General features: G+C 71.8%; 16 protein-coding genes and 2 rRNA genes (1 of these 18 running past the window's edge). 13 read left to right on the top strand and 5 right to left on the bottom strand.

The genetic code is table 11. From position 1 onward, the window contains the following. Both OG767_RS25665 and rrf read left to right on the top strand, forming a co-directional pair. Window positions 1–1,673 (top strand): 23S ribosomal RNA (locus OG767_RS25665) (it extends 1,436 nt beyond the left edge of the window). An 80-nt stretch (window positions 1,674–1,753) separates the two neighbouring features. Continuing rightward, a 5S ribosomal RNA gene (gene rrf, locus OG767_RS25660) occupies window positions 1,754–1,870 on the top strand. A 47-nt stretch (window positions 1,871–1,917) separates the two neighbouring features. Here the strand turns inward: rrf and OG767_RS25655 are convergent. Beyond that, window positions 1,918–2,595, bottom strand: a complete 678-nt coding sequence (locus tag OG767_RS25655; RefSeq protein WP_405090861.1) for a hypothetical protein — start codon at window positions 2,593–2,595, stop codon at window positions 1,918–1,920. A gap of 69 nt (window positions 2,596–2,664) precedes the next feature. On the opposite strand from OG767_RS25655, the gene OG767_RS25650 reads away from it, so the two are divergent. Genes OG767_RS25650 through OG767_RS25640 form a run of 3 tightly spaced genes read left to right on the top strand, consistent with a single transcriptional unit; the run spans window position 2,665 to window position 7,033 of the window. Beyond that, window positions 2,665–5,283, top strand: a complete 2,619-nt coding sequence (locus tag OG767_RS25650) for a valine--tRNA ligase (RefSeq protein WP_405090860.1) — start codon at window positions 2,665–2,667, stop codon at window positions 5,281–5,283. After that, window positions 5,280–6,623: a folylpolyglutamate synthase/dihydrofolate synthase family protein gene (locus OG767_RS25645; protein ID WP_107162748.1), complete on the top strand. Its 1,344-nt coding sequence runs from the start codon at window positions 5,280–5,282 to the stop codon at window positions 6,621–6,623. The genes OG767_RS25650 and OG767_RS25645 overlap by 4 nt, the downstream gene beginning before the upstream one ends. Then, the gene (locus OG767_RS25640; protein ID WP_405090859.1) at window positions 6,620–7,033 is read left to right on the top strand and encodes a DUF4233 domain-containing protein; all 414 of its coding nucleotides are present in this window, start codon (window positions 6,620–6,622) and stop codon (window positions 7,031–7,033) included. Before OG767_RS25645 ends, OG767_RS25640 begins: the two co-directional genes overlap by 4 nt. Window positions 7,034–7,107: 74 nt before the next feature. Here the strand turns inward: OG767_RS25640 and OG767_RS25635 are convergent, their stop codons facing one another. Continuing rightward, window positions 7,108–8,361: a VOC family protein gene (locus OG767_RS25635; protein WP_405090858.1), complete on the bottom strand. Its 1,254-nt coding sequence runs from the start codon at window positions 8,359–8,361 to the stop codon at window positions 7,108–7,110. A 144-nt stretch (window positions 8,362–8,505) separates the two neighbouring features. Here OG767_RS25635 and ndk point away from each other — a divergent pair, with 144 nt between their 5' ends. Beyond that, a complete protein-coding gene (gene ndk / locus OG767_RS25630) occupies window positions 8,506–8,931 on the top strand; it encodes a nucleoside-diphosphate kinase (RefSeq protein ID WP_405090857.1) in 426 nt (141 codons plus the stop codon). 31 nt (window positions 8,932–8,962) lie between these two features. On the opposite strand, the gene sigJ is transcribed toward ndk, so the two are convergent. Both sigJ and OG767_RS25620 read right to left on the bottom strand, forming a co-directional pair. After that, window positions 8,963–9,847 (bottom strand): RNA polymerase sigma factor SigJ, encoded by an 885-nt coding sequence (gene sigJ, locus OG767_RS25625; RefSeq protein ID WP_405090856.1) that lies wholly within the window; start codon window positions 9,845–9,847, stop codon window positions 8,963–8,965. Next, window positions 9,844–10,287 carry a carboxymuconolactone decarboxylase family protein gene (locus OG767_RS25620; RefSeq protein ID WP_396775870.1) on the bottom strand — a complete coding sequence of 148 codons (444 nt, stop codon included), beginning with the start codon at window positions 10,285–10,287 and terminating at the stop codon, window positions 9,844–9,846. The genes sigJ and OG767_RS25620 overlap by 4 nt, the downstream gene beginning before the upstream one ends. A gap of 421 nt (window positions 10,288–10,708) precedes the next feature. Between OG767_RS25620 and ileS the strand changes: the two genes are divergently transcribed. Both ileS and OG767_RS25610 read left to right on the top strand, forming a co-directional pair. Then, window positions 10,709–13,855, top strand: coding sequence for an isoleucine--tRNA ligase (ileS, locus tag OG767_RS25615; RefSeq protein WP_405090855.1), 3,147 nt, complete (start codon window positions 10,709–10,711; stop codon window positions 13,853–13,855). A gap of 158 nt (window positions 13,856–14,013) precedes the next feature. Then, window positions 14,014–14,706 (top strand): 1-acyl-sn-glycerol-3-phosphate acyltransferase, encoded by a 693-nt coding sequence (locus OG767_RS25610; protein ID WP_107155667.1) that lies wholly within the window; start codon window positions 14,014–14,016, stop codon window positions 14,704–14,706. A gap of 12 nt (window positions 14,707–14,718) precedes the next feature. Here the strand turns inward: OG767_RS25610 and OG767_RS25605 are convergent, their stop codons facing one another. Continuing rightward, window positions 14,719–16,737 (bottom strand): hypothetical protein, encoded by a 2,019-nt coding sequence (locus OG767_RS25605; RefSeq protein WP_405090854.1) that lies wholly within the window; start codon window positions 16,735–16,737, stop codon window positions 14,719–14,721. 212 nt (window positions 16,738–16,949) lie between these two features. On the opposite strand from OG767_RS25605, the gene OG767_RS25600 reads away from it, so the two are divergent. The 5 genes from OG767_RS25600 to OG767_RS25580 all read left to right on the top strand — a co-directional run bounded on the left by OG767_RS25600 (window position 16,950) and on the right by OG767_RS25580 (window position 23,108). Further along, the gene (locus tag OG767_RS25600; protein ID WP_281937273.1) at window positions 16,950–18,935 is read left to right on the top strand and encodes a TIGR03960 family B12-binding radical SAM protein; all 1,986 of its coding nucleotides are present in this window, start codon (window positions 16,950–16,952) and stop codon (window positions 18,933–18,935) included. Between the two features lie 167 nt (window positions 18,936–19,102). Beyond that, window positions 19,103–19,540 (top strand): hypothetical protein, encoded by a 438-nt coding sequence (locus OG767_RS25595; RefSeq protein WP_405090853.1) that lies wholly within the window; start codon window positions 19,103–19,105, stop codon window positions 19,538–19,540. Window positions 19,541–19,553: 13 nt separating this feature from the next. Next, on the top strand, window positions 19,554–20,978 hold the full coding sequence (locus tag OG767_RS25590; RefSeq protein ID WP_405090852.1) for a hypothetical protein: 1,425 nt from the start codon (window positions 19,554–19,556) through the stop codon (window positions 20,976–20,978). A 10-nt stretch (window positions 20,979–20,988) separates the two neighbouring features. Then, on the top strand, window positions 20,989–22,230 hold the full coding sequence (mycP, locus tag OG767_RS25585) for a type VII secretion-associated serine protease mycosin (protein WP_405090851.1): 1,242 nt from the start codon (window positions 20,989–20,991) through the stop codon (window positions 22,228–22,230). Window positions 22,231–22,292: 62 nt separating this feature from the next. Continuing rightward, a complete protein-coding gene (locus OG767_RS25580; RefSeq protein WP_405090850.1) occupies window positions 22,293–23,108 on the top strand; it encodes a TIGR03936 family radical SAM-associated protein in 816 nt (271 codons plus the stop codon). Window positions 23,109–23,206 lie beyond the last annotated feature (98 nt).

The raw sequence follows: 23,206 nt of genomic DNA, 5'->3' as shown, positions 1-23,206 counted from the left end.
CAGGCTAATCCGCCCTGGGTGAGTCGGGACCTAAGGCGAGGCCGAGAGGCGTAGTCGATGGACAACGGGTTGATATTCCCGTACCCGCGAAAGAGCGTCCCTGATGAACCTCGTTGTGCTAACCACCCGAACCGGAGGAGGTCTTCGGACCGAGTTTGGGGAGCGTGGGAACCTGGCGGGTAGTAGTCAAGCGATGGGGTGACGCAGGAAGGTAGCTGAGCCCGGCCGGTGGTTGTGCCGGGGTAAGCGTGTAGGCCGTGTCATAGGCAAATCCGTGGCGCATATAGGCTGAGACGTGATGCCGAGCCGATTCAGGTGAAGTCAGTGATCCTATGCTGCCGAGAAAAGCCTCTAGCGAGTTCTTAGCGGCCCGTACCCCAAACCGACACAGGTGGTCAGGTAGAGAATACCGAGGCGATCGGGCGAACTGTGGTTAAGGAACTCGGCAAATTGCCCCCGTAACTTAGGGAGAAGGGGGGCCGGAGACGTGAAGCCCCGCGCGGGTGGAGCGTTGTATGGCCGCAGAGAGCAGGGGGAAGCGACTGTTTACTAAAAACACAGGTCCATGCGAAGAAGTAATTCGATGTATATGGACTGACGCCTGCCCGGTGCTGGAACGTTAAGGGGACCTGTTAGCTCTTCGGGGCGAAGCGGAGAACTTAAGCGCCAGTAAACGGCGGTGGTAACTATAACCATCCTAAGGTAGCGAAATTCCTTGTCGGGTAAGTTCCGACCTGCACGAATGGCGTAACGACTTCCCCACTGTCTCAACCACAGGCCCGGCGAAATTGCATTACGAGTAAAGATGCTCGTTACGCGCGGCAGGACGGAAAGACCCCGGGACCTTTACTATAGCTTGACATTGGTATCTGAATTAGCTTGTGTAGGATAGGTGGGAGCCGGTGAAGTCCATACGCCAGTATGGGTGGAGGCAATCTTGAAATACCACTCTGGTTGATTTGGGTATCTAACTTCGGACCGTTATCCGGTTCAGGGACAGTGTCTGGTGGGTAGTTTAACTGGGGCGGTTGCCTCCTAAAGGGTAACGGAGGCGCCCAAAGGTTCCCTCAGCCTGGTTGGCAATCAGGTGTTGAGTGCAAGTGCACAAGGGAGCTTGACTGTGAGACTGACAGGTCGAGCAGGGACGAAAGTCGGGACTAGTGATCCGGCACTGGCATGTGGAAGCGGTGTCGCTCAACGGATAAAAGGTACCCCGGGGATAACAGGCTGATCTTCCCCAAGAGTCCATATCGACGGGATGGTTTGGCACCTCGATGTCGGCTCGTCGCATCCTGGGGCTGTAGCAGGTCCCAAGGGTTGGGCTGTTCGCCCATTAAAGCGGTACGCGAGCTGGGTTTAGAACGTCGTGAGACAGTTCGGTCCCTATCCGCCGTGCGCGTAGGATACTTGAGAAGGGCTGTCCCTAGTACGAGAGGACCGGGACGGACGAACCTCTGGTGTGCCAGTTGTCCCGCCAGGGGCACGGCTGGTTAGCTACGTTCGGAAGGGATAACCGCTGAAAGCATCTAAGCGGGAAGCTCGCTTCAAGATGAGGTATCCCACCCACTTTGTGGGGTAAGGCCCCCAGCTAGACGACTGGGTTGATAGGCCGGAAATGTAAGCCCGGTAACGGGTTCAGTTGACCGGTACTAATAGGCCGAGGACTTGACTACTAAGCTGCTACGCGTCCACTGTGCAACTCTGAACAAACACCGAACCCTGTGTGGGTTGTTGGTTGATATGTTCATAGAGTTACGGCGGTCATGGCGGAGGGGAAACGCCCGGTTACATTCCGAACCCGGAAGCTAAGCCCTCCAGCGCCGATGGTACTGCACTCGGGAGGGTGTGGGAGAGTAGGACACCGCCGGACAATCTTCCAGTTCAGGGCCACCCTTCGGGGTGGCCCTGAACTGCGTTTCACCGGCGCTGCACGCCCTCACGGATCTCCCGGAACAACGTGGCGGCGTCGTCGACCGCCCGGCCGGGGAACATCCCCATCGCCACGCTGCCGTGATCGGCCCAGCCGCACACCGCGAAGTCACCGCCGTCGCCGCTCGTGGTGCCGCACTTCATCACGCCGCCCAGCCGGCCGGCGTCGACCTCGCGTACCGCCGAGACCTTGCCGGTCTCGTCGGCCATCAGGCCGAAGAGCGTGTCCAGGTCCCGTTCGGGCTGCCAGAGCAGTGTGGTGCCGCCGAACAGCAGCACCGACCGCTTCGCGTCCGCCGGATCCGAGTAGACCGCGCCGAAGCTGCGGTCCAGGTCGATGTCGGCGGCGAATCCGTCGCGCAGGTACTCGGCCGTGCTGCGGGCCCGGTCGCTGTCGTCCCGGGTGAGCCCGGCCACCCCGGGCGGCTGGGTCAGCTCGGTGTCCTTCTGCTGGAGCACCCGCCAGCCGCCCAGGCCGAGCGCGCCGGCGCCGGCGAGGCCGGCCGCCAGGACCGCGGCCAGCACGACCTTTCGACGTCGCGAGACGGGCCGTCGTTCGGGTTCCAGCGCGGGGTCGCGGCGGCTCAGTCGGATCGGCTCGTCGGTCAGCTCGACCGGACCGTGACCCCCGTCGACCTGACGCTCGGTGAGATGCGCGTCGGACATGTCCGCCACCGTACGCGAATCACCGGTGGCGCACGTCAGGTCTCCGGAAGCGCTCCGTAGACTTTGAGAGTGACCGAGAGACTGGATGCCCGACGCCCCGACGCCCCGACCCTTGCCGGCCAGTACCAGCCCGGCGAGGTAGAGCAGCGACGGTACGAGCAGTGGGTAGCCGGCGGGCACTTCCGGGCGTCGGCGGAGAGTGACAAGCCGCCGTTCGCCATCGTCATCCCGCCGCCGAACGTCACCGGCTCCCTGCACATGGGCCACGCGTTCGAGCACACGCTGATGGACGCGCTCACCCGGCGCAAGCGGATGCAGGGCTTCGAGGCGCTCTGGCTGCCCGGCATGGACCACGCCGGCATCGCCACCCAGAACCTGGTCGAGCGGCAGCTCGCCGGTGAGGGGCTGTCCCGCCACGATCTCGGGCGGGAGAAGTTCGTCGAGCGGGTCTGGCAGTGGAAGGCCGAGTCCGGCGGCGCGATCCTGGGCCAGATGCGCCGGCTCGGCGACGCGGTCGACTGGGACCGGGAGCGCTTCACCATGGACGAGGGCCTCTCCCGGGCCGTGCAGACCATGTTCAAGAAGCTCTTCGACGACGGGCTGATCTACCGGGCCAACCGGATCATCAACTGGTGCCCGCGCTGCCTCACCGCGCTCTCCGACATCGAGGTCGAGCACACCGACGACGAGGGCGAGCTGGTCTCGATCCGCTACGGCGACGAGGTCGTGGTGGCCACCACCCGGGCCGAGACGATGCTCGGCGACACCGCGGTCGCGGTGCACCCGGACGACGAGCGGTACCAGCACCTGATCGGCACCGAGGTGGCGCTGCCGCTCACCGACCGGCGCATCCCGATCGTCGCGGACGAGCACGTCGACCCGAGCTTCGGCACCGGCATGGTCAAGGTGACCCCGGCGCACGACCCGAACGACTTCGAGATCGGGCAGCGGCACGACCTGCCCTCGCTGACGATCATGGACGAGCGGGGCGTGATCACCGCGCCGGGGCCGTTCCAGGGCCTGGACCGGTACGAGGCCCGCCCGGCGATCGTGGCGGCGCTGCGCGAGCAGGGCCGGATCGTGGCCGAGAAGCGGCCGTACCTGCACGCGGTGGGGCACTGCTCGCGGTGCAAGACGACAGTCGAGCCGCGCCTGTCGTTGCAGTGGTTCGTCAACACCGGGCCGCTGGCCAAGGCGGCCGGCGACGCGGTGCGGGACGGCCGGGTGAAGGTCGAGCCGGCCGAGCTGGCCAAGCGCTACTTCGCCTGGGTGGACAACATGCACGACTGGTGCATCTCCCGCCAGCTCTGGTGGGGCCACCGCATCCCGGTCTGGTACGGCCCGGCCGGCGAGATCGTCTGCGTCGGCCCGGACGAGGCCGCCCCCACCGGTGAGGGCTGGCACCAGGACGAGGACGTGCTGGACACCTGGTTCTCCAGCGGCCTCTGGCCGTTCTCCACGCTCGGCTGGCCGGAGCAGACGCCGGACCTGGCCAAGTTCTACCCGACCAGTGTGCTGGTCACCGGCTACGACATCCTGTTCTTCTGGGTCGCCCGGATGATGATGTTCGGCCTGTACGCGATGGACGGCGTCCAGCCGTTCGACGTGGTGGCGCTGCACGGCATGGTCCGCGACGAGCACGGCAAGAAGATGTCGAAGTCGTTCGGCAACGTGGTCGACCCGCTGGACTGGATCGACCGGTTCGGCGCCGACGCCACCCGGTTCACGCTGGCCCGCGGCGCCAACCCGGGCCAGGACGTGCCGGTCAGCGAGGAGTGGTGCCAGGGCTCCCGCAACTTCTGCAACAAGCTGTGGAACGCCACCCGGTTCGCGCTGCTCAACGGCGCGCACACCGACGGTCCGCTGCCGGCGGCCGGTGAGCTGTCGACCGTCGACAGGTGGATCCTGTCCCGGTTGGCGCACGTCACCGCCGAGGTCGACGAGCAGTTCGAGGCGTACGAGTTCGCCAAGGTCTGCGACCTGCTGTACCACTTCGCCTGGGACGACGTCTGCGACTGGTACGTGGAGCTGAGCAAGTCGGTGCTCGCCGAGGGCGGGCCGGCGGCCGACGCCACCCGCCGGGTGCTGGGCCACGTGCTGGACCAGTTGCTGCGGTTGCTGCACCCGGTGATCCCGTTCGTCACCGACGAGCTGTGGGCCGCGTTGACCGGCGCGGAGACGCTGCTGGCGGCCCGGTGGCCGGCGGTGGACCGTACCGGGATCGACGACGCCGCGGAGGCGGAGGTCGCCACGTTGCAGCGGGTGGTGACCGAGGTCCGTCGGTTCCGTTCGGACCAGGGGCTGCGGCCGACCCAGCGGGTCGCCGCCCGGCTCGACGGCCTGGCCGGCGCAGGCGTCGCGGCGCACGAGCCGCTGATCCGGTCGCTCGCCCGGCTCGACGCCCCCGGCGACGACTTCCAGGCCAGCGCCACGTTGGCCATGCCCGGCGAGGTGAGCGTCGCGCTCGACACCCGCGGCGCGATCGACGTGGCGGCCGAGCGTGCCCGGCTCACCAAGGACCGTGCGGCGGCCGAGAAGGAGGCCACCCAGGCGCGGGCGAAGTTGAACAATCCGGCGTTCGTCGGCAAGGCGCCCGAGCCGGTGGTCGCGAAGATCCGGGAGCGGCTGGCGGTGGCCGAGACGGACCTGGCCCGGATCGACGCCGCCCTGGAGGCCCTGCCCTCATGAGCGACCGTACCGACCACGCCGCGTTCGTCGAGGTGGAGGCCGCGCTGAACGCGCGCGGCTTCACCCGGATGCGGTTCGAGCTGGAGAAGATCGAGAGCCTGCTGGACCTGCTCGGCAGCCCGCAGCGGGCGTACCCGTCGATCCACCTGACCGGCACCAACGGCAAGACCTCGACGGCCCGGATGATCGATTCGCTGTTGCGGGCGTTCGGGCTGCACACCGGGCGTTACACCAGCCCGCACCTGGAGACCGTCCGGGAGCGGATCAGCCTGGACGGCGAGCCGGTGAGCGAGGAACGGTTCGTCTCCACGTACCGGGAGATCGCGCCGTTGGCCGAGCTGGTCGACCAGCGTTCCGCCGAGCCGCTGACGTACTTCGACCTGACCACGGCGCTGGCGTTCGCCACGTTCGCCGACGCCCCGGTCGACGTGGCGGTGGTGGAGGTCGGGCTGGGCGGCGCGGAGGACGCGACAAACGTGATCCAGGCCGGCGTCGCGGTGATCACGCCGATCGGACTGGACCACACCGAGTGGCTGGGCGACACGATCGAGGACATCGCGCTGCACAAGGCGGGCATCATCCACCCCGGCGCCACGGTGATCGCCGCGGCGCAGGAGGAGGAGGCGGCCCGGCCGATCCTGGAACGCTGCGCCGAGGTCAACGCCACGGTCGCCCGGGAGGGCGCCGAGTTCGGGGTGATGCGCCGGGCGGTCGCCGTCGGTGGTCAGGTGCTGACCATCCAGGGCCTGGGCGGGGTGTACGAGGAGATCTTCATTCCGCTGCACGGCGCGCACCAGGCGCAGAACGCGGCCGTGGCGCTGGCCGCGGTGGAGGCGTTCCTGGGGGCCGGCGCGCGGCGGCAGCTCGACGTCGAGGCGGTGCGGGAGGGCTTCGCCGCGACCAGCTCCCCGGGCCGGCTGGAGCGGGTGCGTACCGCGCCGACGGTGCTGCTCGACGGCGCGCACAACCCGCACGGGATGGCCGCCACCGTGGCCGCGCTCCAGGAGGAGTTCGCGTTCAGCAAGCTCGTCGGCGTGCTGGCGGTGCTCGGCGACAAGGACGCGGCGGGCCTGCTCGAACTGCTGGAGCCGGTGCTGGACACGATCGTGGTCGCGGAGAACAGCTCGCCCCGGGCGATGCCCGTCGACGAGCTGGCCGAGCTGGCCCGGGAGGTCTTCGGGCCGGACCGGGTGCAGGTGACCCGGGACATGCCCGACGCCATCGAGGCGGCGGTGGCGGAGGCCGAGTCCGACGTGCCGGGCGAGCTGGCCGGGGTGGGCGTGCTGATCACCGGTTCGGTGGTGACCGTGGCCGACGCCCGCCGGCTGCTCAAGCGATGACCGGCCCGGAGCAGCGCCCGGACGCGCAGCCGGGGTCGGAGCAGTCGGGGTCGGAGCAGTCGGGCGGCGTCCGCCGCTCCGGGCTGCGCAACCCGGACCGGGCGGTACGCGGGCTGGGCGCCGGCACGCTCGCGCTGGAGGCGCTGGTGCTGCTGCTGGCGATCCAGCCGATCCGGGTGGTCGGCGGTGACCTGGGCGGCGCCGCGATCGGCGTGATCGTCGCGCTGGCGGTGGCCTGTGTGGTGCTGGCCGGCATGATGCGCCGCCCCTGGGCCTGGCACGCCGGCACCGTGCTCCAGGGCCTGCTGCTGCTCTCCGGGCTGCTGCACTGGTCGCTGTTCGGGCTCGGCGTGATCTTCGCGTTGGTGTGGGCGTACGCGCTGCACGTGCGGCGGGTCATCCTCGGCTGAGCGCGGTCCGCGCGCGTGTTGAGCGGGGGCCCCTTCTCTACCGGAGGCGTTAAGAAGGGGCCCGGCCTTGCACGTCAGGCGTCGGCGAGGGTGCGCCACTGGGTGAGGGCGACGCCGTGGCCGTCGGGGTCGCGGAAGGCAGCGGCCCAGACCTCCAGCTTGGTGCCCCGGTTGACCACCCGCGGGGCGTACGTGAAACGCACGCCGGACTCGCGCAGCCGCTCGTACGCCGCCTGGATGTCGTCGACCTCCAGGTTGACGTGCACCAGCCGGCGGCTGATCGGGGCGGCCCCGGTCACCCGGCGCAGCACCAGCCGGGTCGGCCCGGAGGAGAGCACGGCGTTGCCCTCGCCCCGGTCCATCTCGTCGAAGCCCAGCTCCCGGTAGAAGTCGAGGGACCGGTCCAGGTCGGTGACGAGCAGCGTGATGCCGACCCCGCTGATCGGGCTGGCCAGCTCGTCCGGCTCGGCGTCGCCGACCGGGCCGAAGATGGCCTCGTCCAGCTCCTGCGGGGTGGGCGTGGTGGCGGACCCCGGAGCGTCCAACGGCACGTCGATCGACTCCACCGGGACCGTGTCCGGGTCCTGCTCCTCGGCCGGCGGGCGGGGCGCCGGCGCGCGGCGCGGGAGCGGGCCGAGGGTGGTCGGCTCGACCACTTGCCCCTCCAGCACGACCGGGCCGCCGGGCCGCTGGTGCATCACCACCGGCTCGCGCTCCTCGCCGCGCAGCGTGACGTCGTCCAGCAGCGGGTCCGGTGCGGGCGGGTAGTCGTCGCGGAAGTCGTCCTCCGGGGCGCGCCCGGCCCACGGCGGCGCCTCCTGCCCGAAGAGCGGCTCGTCGAGCGGCTGTTCCGGCCCGGCGTACTCGGGCGGCAGGTCGGCGACCGTGGCGGCGTTCTCGGCGTGGGTGGGCACCTCGTCCCAGAGCACCCGGACGTGGCGCTGGTCGTCGAGGGCCACCCGGACCGGCAGCGCCTGGCCGAGCGAGGGCCACTTGGCCACCGGCACCCGGGGCTCGATGATCTTCTTGGAGCGGGGCGGCAGCCCGGGGGCGTCGATCACCAGCTGCAACTCGCAGCGACCGAACGCGTACTGCGTGGGTGGTTCGGACGCGCTGTGCACGTGCCCCAGGCCGACCACCCAGGTGCGGCCACCGCCGCGCACCGTGGCCAGGGCTATCGCGAGCACCAGCAGCGCGACGCCGAGCGCCACGATCGCCCAACTGGTCATGCCGAGCCCGAACACGGTCACGAAGGTGGCCACGGTGCCCAGCACCGCGCCGATCAGTTTGCGTACCGGCGCGATGGTGCGGTTCCCGCCATTCGCCACAGTGGACCTCCCAGGGGTTCCAAGGCCAGGCTAGGCCGCCGCGGCGGGCCAGGGAAGACGCAGCCGCCGCGCCGGCGCCGGGACCGGGTCGCTACGCTGACCGTACCCAGCCTGACCCCGGTTCGTGCACAGGAGGAAACCAGCGTGTCCAGCAGCAGCCCGGCAGAGCGGACGCTCGTACTGATCAAGCCCGACGCGGTGCGCCGCGGTCTGGTCGGGGAGATCCTGTCCCGTTTCGAGCGCAAGGGCCTGCGGATCGACGCGCTGGTGAGCCGGACCATCGACGGCGACTTCGCCGACCAGCACTACGCCGAGCACGTCGACAAGCCGTTCTACCCGCCGCTGAAGACGTTCATGACCGGCGGCCCGCTGGTGGCCCTGGTGCTCTCCGGCGACCAGGTGATCGAGGTGGTGCGCGGCATGATCGGCAGCACCGACGGCCGCAAGGCCGCCGCCGGCACCATCCGTGGCGACCTGTCGCTGTCGAACCGGGAGAACCTGGTGCACGCCTCCGACTCGACGGACAGCGCCAAGAGCGAGATCGCGCTCTGGTTCCCCGAGCTGGACTGACCGCAGCCCGACCGGCGCGAGCCCGTCCGGTTCAGCCGGCGACCCGGCTGAGCTTGTCGGGGTTGCCGACCAGGTAGACGCCGGTGATCCGGCCGCCGGCCGCGGCGACCCCGAGCGTGTAGCGGGTGCCGTCCGGCCAGCTCAGCACCAGCGCCGGCGCGCCGTTGAGCTCGACCGACGCGATCCGCACCCCGGGCCGCCGGCGGCCGTACACCCCGGCGAAGAAGCGGGCGATCCGGTCCGCGCCGTACAGCGGGTTGCGGGCCGCGCGGATCCGCCCGCCGCCGTCGGACCAGGCGGTGGCGTCGGCCGCGACCAGATCGGTCAGCCGGGCCAGGTCACCGTCGCGCGCCGCGGCGAGGAACGCGTCGAGCAGTCGGCGCTGCTCGGCCGGGCCGGCGGTGAAGCGCCGCCGCTGCTCGGTCAGCCGGGCCGCCGCGCGGTGGTGCAGCTGGCGGCAGTCCGCCGCCGACCGGTCCAGGATGTCGCCGATCTCCGCGTACGGCAGCGCGAACGCGGTGTGCAGCACGTAGACCGCCCGCTCCGGCGGGGTGAGCTGTTCCAGCAGGTGCAGCAGGGCGGTGGAGACCGTCTCCCGCAGCTCGACGGTCTCCAGCGGCCCGAACGGCGACGGGTCGGTTGGCACCGGCTCGGGCAGCCACGGGCCGACGTACGTCTCCCGGGCGGCCTGCCGGGCGCGCAGCCGGTCCAGCGCCAGCCGGGTCACCACCCGGGACAGGTAACGGCGCGGTTCGGTGACCGTTTCCCGGTCCGCGCCGAGCCAGCGCAGGTACGCCTCCTGGAGCACGTCCTCGGCGTCGTGCAGGCTGCCCAGCAGCCGGTAGGCCAGCCCGAGCAGCATCGGCCGGTGCGCGGTGAGCGCACCGGCCGACTCCGCCGCTGGCGTGGCGGTCACACCTCGCGCGGTGGCTGGGTCCGACTGCTGATCACGATTCGGTTCCACACGTTGATTGTGGCGATCGCGACGACGAGGTCCGCCAGCTCCTTCTCCGACCAGACCTTCGCGGCGGCGTCCCACACGTCGTCCGGCACGCCGTGCTCGCCGAGCCGGGTGACCGCGTCGGTCAGCGCCAGCGCGGTCCGCTCCCGCTCGTCGAAGAACGACGGCGCCTCCCGCCAGGCCGCCACCGCGAACAGCCGCCGGCTGTCCTCCCCGGCGCCCAGCGCGTCCCGGGTGTGCATGTCCACGCAGAACGCGCAGCCGTTGAGCATCGACGCCCGCACCTTCACCAGCTCCAGCACGGTGTGGTCCAGGTTGCCCCGGATGTAGGTCTCCAGCCCGAGCACCGCCCGGTACGCCTCCGGCGCCACCGTCGCCAGGTTGATCCGGCTCATCGTCTTCTCCCTCGTGTCGTCGCTACGCCCACACGACGGATCCGACCCCGGCCGGTGTGACGCCCGACGGTGTGACGCCGGTCATGCGAGGTGTTAGGAGGGGCCCCCTCCAATCCGTATGCGTTAACAGGGGGCCCCTCCTTACTCGGAGGCGGCGGGGTGGGCGGGGAGGGTAGGCTGGGGCGTACAGGCGTCGACCCGGCCATCACCGGCGAGCCTCCGGAAGAACGGTCGGGCAACCGGCTCAGTAGAACCGGACGGGACGGCCCGTCACAGCCGATCAACGAGCGGGCGGTCGCACCTCGACCGCCAAGCGGGGTGGTACCGCGGACCACCCGGGGGCGTCGTTCCAGGCGTACCCGGAAAGGTTCGTCCTCGCAGACCCACCGACGAGTGAGCTGCGCGAGGAGAGCGACCCCCGATGGCCTATCCGTTGCACGACCCGACCGGCGCCGGTGTCCCGGCGAGCCCGGACCTGCCCGCGGTCGAGCGTCGGGTGCTGGAGCACTGGACCGCCGACAAGACCTTCGAGGCCTCCGTGGAGGCCCGCCCGGCCGGCACGGACGGCAAGAACGAGTACGTCTTCTACGACGGCCCGCCGTTCGCCAACGGCCTGCCGCACTACGGCCACCTCTTCACCGGTTACGTCAAGGACGTGGTGCCGCGCTACCAGACCATGCGCGGGCGGCACGTCGAGCGCCGGTTCGGCTGGGACTGCCACGGCCTGCCGGCCGAGGTGGTGGCGGAGAAGCAGCTCGGCATCACCAGCAAGGCGGAGATCCTCGACCTCGGCGTGGCGCGGTTCAACGACGCCTGCCGGGCCAGCGTGCTGGAGTTCACCCAGGACTGGGAGCGCTACGTCACCCGGCAGGCCCGCTGGGTCGACTTCGCCAACGACTACAAGACGCTCGACCTGGACTACATGGAAAGCGTCATGTGGGCCTTCAAGACGCTGCACGACAAGGGCCTGGTCTACGAGGGCTTCCGGGTGCTGGCGTACTGCTGGCGGTGCGAGACCCCGCTGTCGAACACCGAGACCCGGATGGACGACGTCTACCGGGACCGGCACGACCCGACGCTGACCGTGTGGTTCGAGCTGACCGCCGACGAGAACGCGCCGGAGCCGCTGCGCGGGCCGGTCAGGCTGGGCGTCTGGACCACCACGCCGTGGACGCTGCCGTCGAACCTGGCGCTCGCCGTCGGCCCCGACATCGAGTACGCGGTGCTGGACCGCGACGGCGAGCGGTACGTCGTCGGCGCGGCCCGGCTCGGCGCGTACGCCAAGGAGCTGGAGGGGTACCAGCAGGTCGGCACCGTGCACGGCCGGGACCTGGTCGGTCGTCGCTACACGCCGCTCTACGACTTCCTGGTCGAGCCGGCCGGGCCGAACGCCTACCAGGTGCTCGGCGCGGAGTTCGTGACCACCGAGGACGGCACCGGGATCGTCCACCTGGCGCCCGCGTTCGGCGAGGACGACCAGAACACCTGCAACGCGGCCGGCATCCCGACCGTGGTCACCGTGGACGACCACACCCGGTTCACCGCGCTGGTCCCGCCGTACCAGGGCGAGCAGGTCTTCGACGTGAACAAGCCGGTGATCCGGGAGCTGAAGGAGCGGGGGGTGGTGTTACGGCAGGACGTCTACACCCACTCGTACCCGCACTGCTGGCGCTGCGACACGCCGCTCGTCTACAAGGCGGTGTCGTCGTGGTTCGTCGCGGTGACGCAGTTCCGGGACCGGATGGTCGAGCTGAACCAGCAGATCAACTGGACGCCGGGGCACATCAAGGACGGCTCGTTCGGCAAGTGGCTGGCCAACGCCCGGGACTGGTCGATCAGCCGGAACCGGTTCTGGGGCTCGCCGATCCCGGTGTGGCGCTCCGACGACCCGACCTATCCGCGCGTCGACGTGTACGGGTCGCTCGACGACATCGAGCGTGACTTCGGCGTACGCCTGACCGACCTGCACCGGCCGGCGGTGGACGACCTGGTCCGCCCCAACCCGGACGACCCGACGGGCAGGTCGATGATGCGCCGGGTGCCGGAGGTGCTGGACTGCTGGTTCGAGTCCGGCTCGATGCCGTTCGCCCAGGTGCACTACCCGTTCGAGAACCGGGACTGGTTCGAGCACCACTACCCGGGCGACTTCATCGTCGAGTACATCGGGCAGACCCGCGGCTGGTTCTACACCATGCACGTGCTGGCCACCGCGCTGTTCGACAGGCCGGCGTTCCGCAACTGCCTCAGCCACGGCATCCTGCTCGGCTCCGACGGGCGCAAGATGTCCAAGAGCCTGCGCAACTACCCGGACGTCTACCACGTCTTCGACGCGTACGGGTCGGACGCGATGCGGTGGATGCTGATGTCGTCGCCGGTGCTGCGCGGCGGGGACATGGCGGTCACCGAGTCGGGCATCCGGGACGCGGTGCGTCAGGTGCTGCTGCCGCTGTGGAACGTGTGGTACTTCTTCACGCTCTACGCCAACGCGGACGGCTACCAGGCGCGTCGGCGCACCGACTCGACGAACGTGCTCGACCGGTACGTGCTGGCGAAGACGAACGAGCTGGTGGCGACCGTCGGCGCGCAGATGGACGCGTACGACATCTCCGGCGCCTGCGCCACCGTCCGGTCCTACCTGGACGCGCTGACCAACTGGTACGTGCGTCGCTCGCGGGACCGGTTCTGGGCCGGCGACGCGGACGCGTTCGACACGCTCTCGACCGTGCTGGAGACGCTCTGCCGGGTGGTGGCGCCGCTGGCGCCGCTGACCGCCGAGGAGATCTGGCGCGGGCTGACCGGCGAGCGGTCGGTGCACCTGACCGACTGGCCGTCGGCCGACGAGTTCCCGGCCGACCACGAGCTGGTCTCCGCGATGGACAACGTCCGGGCGGTCGCCTCGGCGGCGTTGTCGCTGCGCAAGGCGAAGGGCCTGCGGGTCCGGCTGCCGCTGGCGACGCTGACCGTGGCCTCGCCGGTCGCCGACCAGCTCCGGCCGTTCGCCGAGCTGGTCGCCGACGAGGTCAACGTGAAGGAGGTCGTGCTCACCGGCGAGGTGGCGGCCTACTGCCAGCAGGTGCTGACCGTGGTGCCGCGGGCGCTCGGCCCGCGCGTCGGCAAGGCGGTCCAGCAGGTGATCAAGGCGGTCAAGTCGGGGGAGTGGGAACTCGTCGACGGCGCCCCGGTCGCCGCCGGGGTCACCCTGGCCGAGGGCGAGTACGAGCTGCGCCTGGTCGCCGCCGACGCCGAGCACTCCGCGCCGCTGCCCGGCGGGGAGGGCGTGGTCGTGCTGGACACCGAGGTCACGCCGGAACTGGCCGCCGAAGGGCTGGCCCGGGACGTGGTCCGGGTGGTGCAGCAGGCCCGCCGGGACGCCGACCTGGACATCTCGGACCGGATCACGGTGGCGGTGTCGGCGTCCGAGGAGGTGCGCGCGGCGGTCGCCGCGTACACGGACTTCGTGGCGCGGGAGGTGCTGGCGGAGAGCATCGACTTCGTCGAGGGCCTCGACGGCTTCGCCGGCGAGGTCGGCGACGGCGAGCGCGTGGTGGTCAGCGTCCGCCGCGTGTGAGGTGTAAGGCGGGGCCCCTTGTTAACGCCTTCGGTAGAGAAGGGGCCCCGTCTCACCCGACGCACCGGCGGGTGGACTGCCCGCCACCCGCTCGGCCGGGGGTGGCGGCGTCGGCTACCGTGACAGCGCCTGTTCCGCGTACGACCGCCGGAGGACCCGTGCCCCTGCTCTACACCATCGGCAAGCTCACCGTGGCGCCCACGCTCCGGTTGGCCTTCCGTCCCCACGTGGAGGGGTTGGAGCACATCCCGGCGACCGGCGGTGCGATCTTCGCGGGCAACCACCTCTCCGTCGCGGACGAGCTGCTGCTCGGCACCGTGGTGCCCCGCCACCTGGCTTTCTGGGCCAAGTCGGAGTACTTCAACGGCACCGGGGTGAAGGGCGGCTTCTCCAAGTTCGTGCTCACCGGGCTGGGCGCGATCCCGGTCGAGCGGGCCGGCGGTCGGGCGGCGCTGTCCGCGTTCGACGCGGCCATCCCGGTGCTCCAGGCCGGTGACCTGGTCGCGGTCTATCCGGAGGGCACCCGCTCGCCGGACGGGCGCCTCTACCGCGGGCGCACCGGCGCGGCCCGGCTGGCGGTGGCCGCCGGCGTGCCGATCATCCCGGTCGGCGTCACCGGCACCGACAAGGCCCAGCCGATCGGGACGCGGGTGCCCCGCCCCGGTCGCGCCAAGATCACCATCAAGTTCGGCAAGCCGCTGGACTTCACCGGCCGGCCCGACGACCGGACGTCGCTGCGGACCATGACCGACGAGCTGATGACCGAGATCCAGAAGCTCACCGGCCAGGAGTACGTCCCGCGCTACGCGCCGAAGCGCGCCGAGCAGACGCCGGGCGAGTCGCCCGCCTGACCCGGCCCCGGGTCAGGACTTCTTCGGGACCACCACCTGCTCCCGCAGCTCGTTCAGCAGCCGGCCGCTGTCGTCCACCGACAGTCGGGTGAACACGCCCGTGGTCAGACTGCCGTAGTCGACCGAGGTGCACACCACCACCGCGTCGTCGTCCGTCCGGCCGACCGCGCAGCGCTCGTACCGGCCCCGCACACCGGTGTCCACGCTGACCGAGGCTTGCAGGGCGTAGTCGCCGGCCAGGCGCTTCAGCTCGGCCTCGGCGTCGGACTCCGGGGTCAACCGGAAGCCGGTGCTGCCGAAGAGGGTCACCCGCTTGCCGTCGTCGGTGGCGTAGATGCCGGCGAACGTGTCCTCGGCGAGCAGGTCCGCCTGGCGTACCTGGCTCTTCAACTCCTCGGCGGCGGCCCGGCTGCGCTCGTCCTGACGCAACTGCATCGAGTCGAGCTGGTCCGGGAGGCTGGCGCTGGCCGGATACTGGCTGGACAGCGGCTGGACCCACCACAGCGGGACGCCGCAGCAGCAGGCCACGGAGAGCAGCAGCACCCAGGGCCAGCGGCGCCGCCGGCGTCGCGGCGCGTACCCCTTGGGCGCCTGCCACCCGGGCGGCGGCGCGACCGGCGGCGGAGTCCCGCCCCGGCGCTGCTTCGGCGGTCGGGCCTGCTTCGGCGCCCGGGGGACGACCACCGGGGCCGGTGGCGGAGTGTGTGCCGGCGGTGACACCGGGCGGGCGGCGGGTGACGCCGGGTACGGCGGCGTGTGCGCGGGTGGCGAGACCGGCCGGGCGGCCGGCGGCCCCGGGTACGGCGGGGCGGGCGCCGGCGGTGATACCGGCCGCGCCCCCGGCGGCGGGGCGGGGTGCGGCGCCGGGTGCGCCGGCCAGGGCGCGGTGTACGGCATGGTCGCCGGTGGCGCCGGTAGCGCCGGCAGATCGGCCGAGTGGAGGTCCCAGCCGGTGGTGTCCACGCCCGCCCACGGATCGACCGGGGTGGCGTGCTCGGGGGAGCTGACCGGCGGTACCGGGGTGGGCTCGGCCGACTCGCCCCAGCCGCGCCGGCGCGGCGGCGGGGGCGGAACCGCGGCGGAGCCGCTCCACCGCGGCGCGGGCGGCTCGACGCGGGTCGGCGGTGGCCCGTTCTCGATGCGGGTGGCGTTCGGGCCGTTCTCGATGCGGGTGGCGTTCGGGCCGGTCTCCATGCGGGCGGCGTCCGGCGCGTTCTCGACCCGGGTGGGGTGCGGGCCGTCCTCGACCCGGGTGGGTGCCGGTTCCGGTGGCGGTGGGGTGGCGCGGCCGGGCACAGCAGCGGAGCCGCGGGCCCGGCCGACCGGTACGACGGGTACGGCCGGGGTGGCGTCGGTGCCGGTGCCGGTGGCTGGCGGTGCCTGGTGCTCCGCGTCGGTGCCGGTGCCGGAGGTTGGCGGTGCCTGGTGCTCCGCGTCGGTGCCGGGCGTCGGCGGCGCGTCGCGCTCTGCCTCGGTCCCGACGGCGCTGGTCCCGACGGCGCTGGTCCCGACGGCGCTGGTCCCGACGGCGCTGGTCCCGACGGCGCTGGTCCCGACGGCGCTGGTCCCGACGGCGCTGGTCCCGACGGCGCTAGTCCCGACGGGTTCGGTCCCGACAGTGTCGGTTCCGACAGCGTCGGTTCCGACGGTGCTGGTCCCGGCGGCGTCATCGTCGGCCGAGGTTGCCGAGGCGTTCGGTGCCTCCGACGGCGTCGAGGCGTTCGAAGGGTCGGGGACCTGCGGGGTGGCCCCCGCGGTGACCGGCTCCCCGGCCCTGGCGGCGGGAGCCTCGTCGGGCGCCGCCACCCGCGGCACCCCGGTCTCCGGCGCGTCGGGTGGAGACGGCGCGTCGGGTGGAGACGGCGCGTCGGGTGGGGACGGCGCGTCGGGTGGAGACGGCGCGTCGGGTGGGGACGGCGGGGTGGTGGCCTCGGCGTCGGCCGGCGTCGGTACGGCGGTCGGCGGCTCGGTGACGGCTGGCCCATCGGCCCCGTCGGCCAGCCGGCCCGCCTCCGGCTGCGGCTGCGACATCGCGGCAATCTCCTCTCGCGCCCGTTGCGAGGTTAGTACCGCCCCGCCACCCCCGACGAATCCCCGCCTCCGCCCGCCAGCCCGATGATCAAGGAGTTCGCGTCGGCCGGGGCCCGGATTCGCGCGCCAATTCCTTGATCAACGGGGGAGGGCCGGGGGGAACCGTGCCGGTGGGGGAGGACGGGGTGGGGGACCGCGTATCCTTGGGCATCATGAGTGCCCCGTCGACGACGCCGCGCCCGGTCGCGGCCAATTCCGTGTGGCCCCGGCTGGAGCCGCTGCTGCCCCAGGTGACCAAGCCCATCCAGTACGTCGGGGGCGAGTTGGGCGCGGTGGTCAAGGACTGGGACGCGGCGACCGTCCGCTGGGCGCTGATGTACCCGGACGCCTACGAGGTGGGCCTGCCCAACCAGGGCGTGCAGATCCTCTACGAGGTGCTCAACGAGCTGCCCGACGTGCTCGCCGAGCGTACGTACGCGGTCTGGCCGGACCTGGAGGCGCTGATGCGCGCCCACGGCGTCCCGCAGTTCACCGTCGACGCGCACCGCGCGGTACGTGACTTCGACGTGTTCGGCGTCTCGTTCTCCACCGAGCTGGGCTACACCAACCTGCTCACCGCGATCGACCTGGCCGGCATTCCGCTGCTCGCCGCCGACCGCACCGACGCCGACCCGGTGATCGTGGCCGGTGGGCACGCCGCGTTCAACCCGGAGCCGATCGCCGACTTCGTCGACGCCGCGGTGCTCGGCGACGGCGAGGAGGCGGTGCTGGAGATCACCGCCATCGTCCGGGAGTGGAAGGCCGAGGGCTCCCCGGGCGGCCGGGACGAGCTGCTGCTGCGGCTGGCCCGCACCGAGAGCGTCTACGTGCCGCGCTTCTACGACGTCGACTACCTGCCCGACGGCCGGATCCAGCGGGTCGTGCCGAACCGTCCGGACGTGCCGTTCCGGGTGCACAAGCGCACCACGATGGATCTGGACGCGTGGCCGTACCCGAAGAAGCCGCTGGTCCCGCTCGCCGAGACGGTCCACGAGCGGTACGCGGTGGAGATCTTCCGGGGCTGCACGCGGGGCTGCCGGTTCTGCCAGGCCGGCATGATCACCCGCCCGGTGCGGGAGCGCTCGATCACCACGGTCGGCCAGATGGTGCAGCAGGGGCTGGAGTTCTCCGGCTTCCACGAGGTGGGCCTGCTGTCGCTGTCGTCGGCCGACCACTCCGAGATCGGTGACATGTGCTCCGGCCTGGCCGAGCAGTACGCCGGCACCAACGTCTCGCTGTCGCTGCCGTCGACGCGGGTGGACGCGTTCAACATCGACCTCGCCCAGGAGTTGTCCCGCAACGGGCGGCGGACCGGCCTGACCTTCGCCCCGGAGGGCGGGTCGGAGCGGATCCGCAAGGTGATCAACAAGATGGTGTCGAAGGAAGACCTGATCCGCACCGTGGTCACCGCGTACACCAACGGCTGGCGGCAGGTGAAGCTCTACTTCATGTGCGGCCTGCCCACCGAGACGGACGAGGACGTCCTGGAGATCGCCGACATGGCGCACGAGGTGATCCGGGCCGGCCGTGCGGCCACCGGGTCCAAGGACATCCGCTGCACGGTCTCCATCGGCGGGTTCGTGCCGAAGCCGCACACCCCGTTCCAGTGGGCCTCGATGTCCACGCCCGAGGTCATCGACGGCCGGCTCAAGCTGCTCAAGCAGGCGATCAACAGTGACCGTTCGCTGGGCCGGGCGATCGGCTTCCGCTACCACGACGGCGAGCCGTCGCTGATCGAGGGCCTGCTGTCCCGGGGCGACCGCCGGGTCGGCGCGGTGATCCGCAAGGTCTGGGAGAACGGCGGCCGGTTCGACGGCTGGAGCGAGCACTTCTCGTACCAGCGCTGGGTGGACGCGGCGGCCGAGACGTTGCCGGCGTTCGGGGTGGACCTCGACTGGTACACCACCCGGGAGCGCGAGGAGTTGGAGGTCCTGCCCTGGGACCACCTCGACTCCGGTCTGGACAAGGACTGGCTCTGGCAGGACTGGCAGGACTCGCTGTCCGAGTACGAGCAGGACGACTGCCGCTGGACGCCCTGCTTCGACTGCGGCGTGTGCCCGTCCATGGACACCGAGATCCAGATCGGCCCGACCGGGCGCAAGCTGCTGCCGCTGACGCCGGTCGGCGGGATGCGGTTGCCCGCGGCGGCCCAGGGCTGAGCCGCACCGACGCGTGACGGAGCGCGGGAACCCCTCGGGGGCCCGCGCTCCGTCGTGTCACGTGTCGACCGTCGGGCGGCCGGGGCGGGGCTGCCCCGGCTGGTGCTTCCTCGATACGCTGCGTCCGTATTGGACCGGCCGGGCCGGTAGCGGGGGAGGACAGCAGCATGGGCATCACGCCGCCGGACACCGGCGACCTGCACGTCAGCGTCGAGGACCTGGACGCCGCCGCCGACTACGTCGAGCGCCTCAAGCAGTACGTCGACGACACCATCGGCTACGAGATGGAACGCATCAAGGAGCGGATGAAGGGCGACAGCAGCAACGCCCAGGCGGTGCCCAACGGCACGCCGTTCGGCGCGTACGAGGACGCGCGGATGCAGTGGGCGGCGCTGACCCGGTCGACGGCCAACATGGAGGCCCATCTCAAGGCCATCTCCAGCAAGCTGGCCGGGCTGAAGAAGGGCACCGAGGACATCGCGAAGGCGTTCCGCGACGCCGAGGCCCGCAACGCCGCCAACGGCAAGCAGATCGAGCGGCTGCTGGAGTCCGCGGCGCCACCGCCCGAGGCGGGGCAGCAGCCCACCTACCCGTACCCGGCCTGAGGGAGAGGCGATCATGGCTGGAGGCACCTGGGAGCGCTGCGTCCGGGAGGTGACGCTCGCCGCGGATCCGGAGACGGTCGGGTCGGTCGGCGTCGGCTGGAGCAACCTCTCCGCCGGGCTCGGCCACCTGCGCGACGCGCTTGTCGGGCGCTCGTTCGTCGGCCCGATCGCGTCCGGTCAGGAACGCCCGCACAGCGGCGGTCTCCCCGGGCTGCTGGCCGGCTGGACGGGCAGCGGCGGTGACGCGTACCGCGAGCACCTGGGCGGCATCGGCAAGGACATCGAGGAACTGATCACCCACGCCAGTGACGTCAGCGGCGCGCTGTCACGGATCGAGGGCGACATCCGCAAGGCGGTGGCCAGCATCCCGATCCCGCTGATGGACGACTTCGGCTGGAACGAGTGGAGCCTGCCCGGCGGCACCGAGCTCGACGACGCCCGCGACGGCGAGAGCCAGTCCGGCTTCCTCGCCTCGCTGCGCAGCGACTACCAGCAGAACCAGTCGCTCTACGCCGACGGCGCGTTCCGCGACAAGGCCGACGACCTCGAGGCGACGATGAGGGTCGACGGCAACGCCGACGACCAGAAGCGTGGCGGCTGGTGGGACACCAAGTCGCACCTGGACAACTGGTACCGGGACAACCAGGAGGCGGCCAACAGGGCGATGTCGCCGCTGCCGGCTGCGGTGGAGACCGAACGCCCGAAGCTGGTCGTGCCCCAGCCCTCGGCCAATGACGCGCGTGACGGCTACACGCCCGACAACCGCGTCCCGCCGTCCGGTGTGCCCGACGCCGGGCTGCCCGGCGGCGGTGGTGGCGGGGGCGGCAAGGTGCCCTCGCTGGGCAGCGCCGGCATCGGTGGTGGCGGCGGTGGCTCGTACGGTGGCGGTTCGTTCTCACCGCCGCCCACCACGGGCGGCGTCGATCTCGGCGGCGGCCAGACCGGCGGCGGGTCGTACGTCCCGCCGGTCACCGGTGGCGGCTACCCGGGCTCGGGGGACCACGACTACGGCACCGGCCTGGCCGGCGCGGGCGGGCCGGGGACGATCACGACCGGCGGTCCGGGTAGCGCGTTCGGCGGCGGCGGACTGGGCACCGTCGGTGGTGGTGGCGGGTTCGGCGGCGGTGGCGCCGGGCTGGGCGCCGGTGGTGGTCCCGGTGGTGGGGGTCTCGGCGCGGCCGGCGGACCGGGCGTGGGTGCGCTGCCCGGCCTGGTCGGCGGCGGCAACGGCAAGGTCCCGCCGCTGACCAGCGCCGCCAGCGCGCTCCGCAACGCGACCGGCGCGGGTGCCGGCGGGGGCATGATGGGCGGCGGGATGATGGGCGGGCACGGCGGCGCCGGGCACGGCGGCGGCGGTGCCGAGCACTCGTCGTGGTTGACTGAGGACGACGATCCGTGGGGTGCCGGTGACAGCGCGTCCCCGGGCATCCTGCGATGAGGACGGACGGATGAGGGCGCACGTCGCCGCGCTCCGGCCGGTGGCGGCCGGCCTGCTGGCCGGCCTGACGGTGCTGGGCGCGGCCCAACCGGTGGTCGCCGCGCCGCGCCGGGCCGAGCAGTGGTACCTGGACGAGCTGCGCATCGACCGGGCGCATCGGATCTCCACCGGGCGCGGGGTGGTGGTCGGCGTGGTGGACACCGGTGTCGACGCCACCCATCCGGCGCTGCGCGGTCGCGTGCTGCCCGGCGACCGCAGCTACGGCGCCCGGGGCGACGGCCGGGAGGACCCGGACGGTCACGGCACGCACATGGCCGGCATCATCTCGGCGGCGAACGTCGGCGACGGCGTGGACGGCATCGCGCCGGACGCCCGGATCCTGCCCATCAAGCAGGAGCCCGGCCCCGGAACCGTGCCCGACGGCGCGTCCGCCCTGGGCATCCGGATGGCGGTCGACGGTGGCGCGACGGTGCTCAACCTCTCCTTCGGCCGGGCCGGCGCGCCCGACCCGGACGAGGAGGAGGCGATCCGGTACGCGCTGGCGCGCGACGTCGTCGTGGTCGCCGCCGGCGGCAACCGCAAGGCGGGCGACGTGGACATCGCCTCGCCGGCCCGGATCCCCGGCGTGATCGCGGTGACCGGCACCACCCGGGGCGGCGGCTTCTGGTCCGGCTCCGCCCAGGGCCCGGAGGCGGTCATCGCCGCACCGGCGGACGGGATCTACAACGCCGGCCGCGACCACGGCTACGGCTGGGGTGACGGCACCTCCGACTCCAGCGCCATCGTCTCCGGCGTCGCGGCGTTGATCCGTGCGAAGTACCCGCAGCTCTCCGCGTCCGACGTGATCAACCGGATCATCCGCACCGCCCGGGACGCCGGCCCGTCGGGCCGGGACCCGCAGTTCGGCTTCGGCCGGATCGACCCGGTGGCGGCGCTCACCGCGGACGTGCCGTCGGTCTCGGCGAACCCGCTGCTCGACCCGGCCTCGCCGAGCGCGGCTGCGCCGCAGGCGGCCGAGGACGACGACTTCGACGTGACGGAGTACGGCGACCGCGGCGGCCCCACCGACCAGCAGGTGCTGGTGGTCGGCATCGGCATCGCGGTGGCCCTGGTGGTGCTGCTGGCGCTCGTGGTGTTCCTGATCTGGAACCGGCGCCGGCACCGACGTGAGCTGGCCCGGGTGGCGCAGCTCCCGGACGAGGCGCTCGACCGGCTGGACGGCCCCACCCCGGCCGGCGACCGCCGCCCCTGACCCACCCCACCGTAGAGGGGGTGGTGGGGGCGGGTGTGGGGGGCGGTGCGGGCTGCGCCAGGATGGGACGGACACGCGCAGGCACAGCCGAGGAGTTCACGATCGCCAGAAAGCCTCAACCCGAGGGCGGCCAGGCGCCCGTCGTCCAGCGGGTCCGCATCCGGTACGCCAAGCGTGGACCGCTGCGGTTCACCTCGCACCGGGACTTCGCCCGGGCCTTCGAACGCGCGTTGCGCCGCGCCGGCGTGCCGATCGCGTTCTCCCAGGGCTTCACCCCGCACCCCAAGATCTCGTACGCCTCCGCGGCGCCGACCGGCGTGGCCAGCGAGGCGGAGTACCTGGAGATCGGCCTCCGTGAGCCGGTCGACCCGGAGCGCCTCCGTGCCGCTCTGGACGCCGCGCTCTCGCCCGGGCTCGACGTGCTCGACGCGGTCGAGGCGTCCGGTGGCAGCCTGGCCGACCGGATCGAGGCGTCGCACTGGCGGATCGAGCTGCCCGAGGTCGATCCGGACGTGCTCCGGGCCGCCGTGGCGGCCTTCACCGCCGCCGAGGAGATCCAGGTCGAGCGGATGACCAAGCAGGGCCGGCGTACGTTCGACGCCCGCGCCGCCGTGATCGCCATCGATGCGCTGGTGCCGGCTGAGACGCCTTCCGGAGCGGCGACCGTACCGTGTGCGATACTCGAACTGGTCGTGCGGCAGGTCACCCCGTCCGTGCGACCCGATGACGTCCTTTCCGGCCTCCGCGTGGTGGCGGACCTGGAGCCGCCGGTCACCCCGAAGGTGATCCGGCTGGCGCAGGGCACGCTGACCGCGCAGGGCGAGATCGTCGATCCGTTGGACGCGGATCGCGACGGGGCAGCCATCGGAGGGCACTGACCGACGGTCAGCGCTCTGGCAGGCAGACTTCGGCGGTCGCGCACCTGCGCGCCCGGCGGAAACACCTTTGCGGCAACCCTGCGTGGCAGCGCTCAACC

Origin of the sequence: Micromonospora sp. NBC_01392 (assembly GCF_045040125.1) — a bacterium.
GTDB lineage: Bacteria > Actinomycetota > Actinomycetes > Mycobacteriales > Micromonosporaceae > Micromonospora.
The sequence above is the reverse complement of the archived record's forward strand: the minus strand, read 5'-3'. Positions and strand labels throughout refer to the sequence as shown.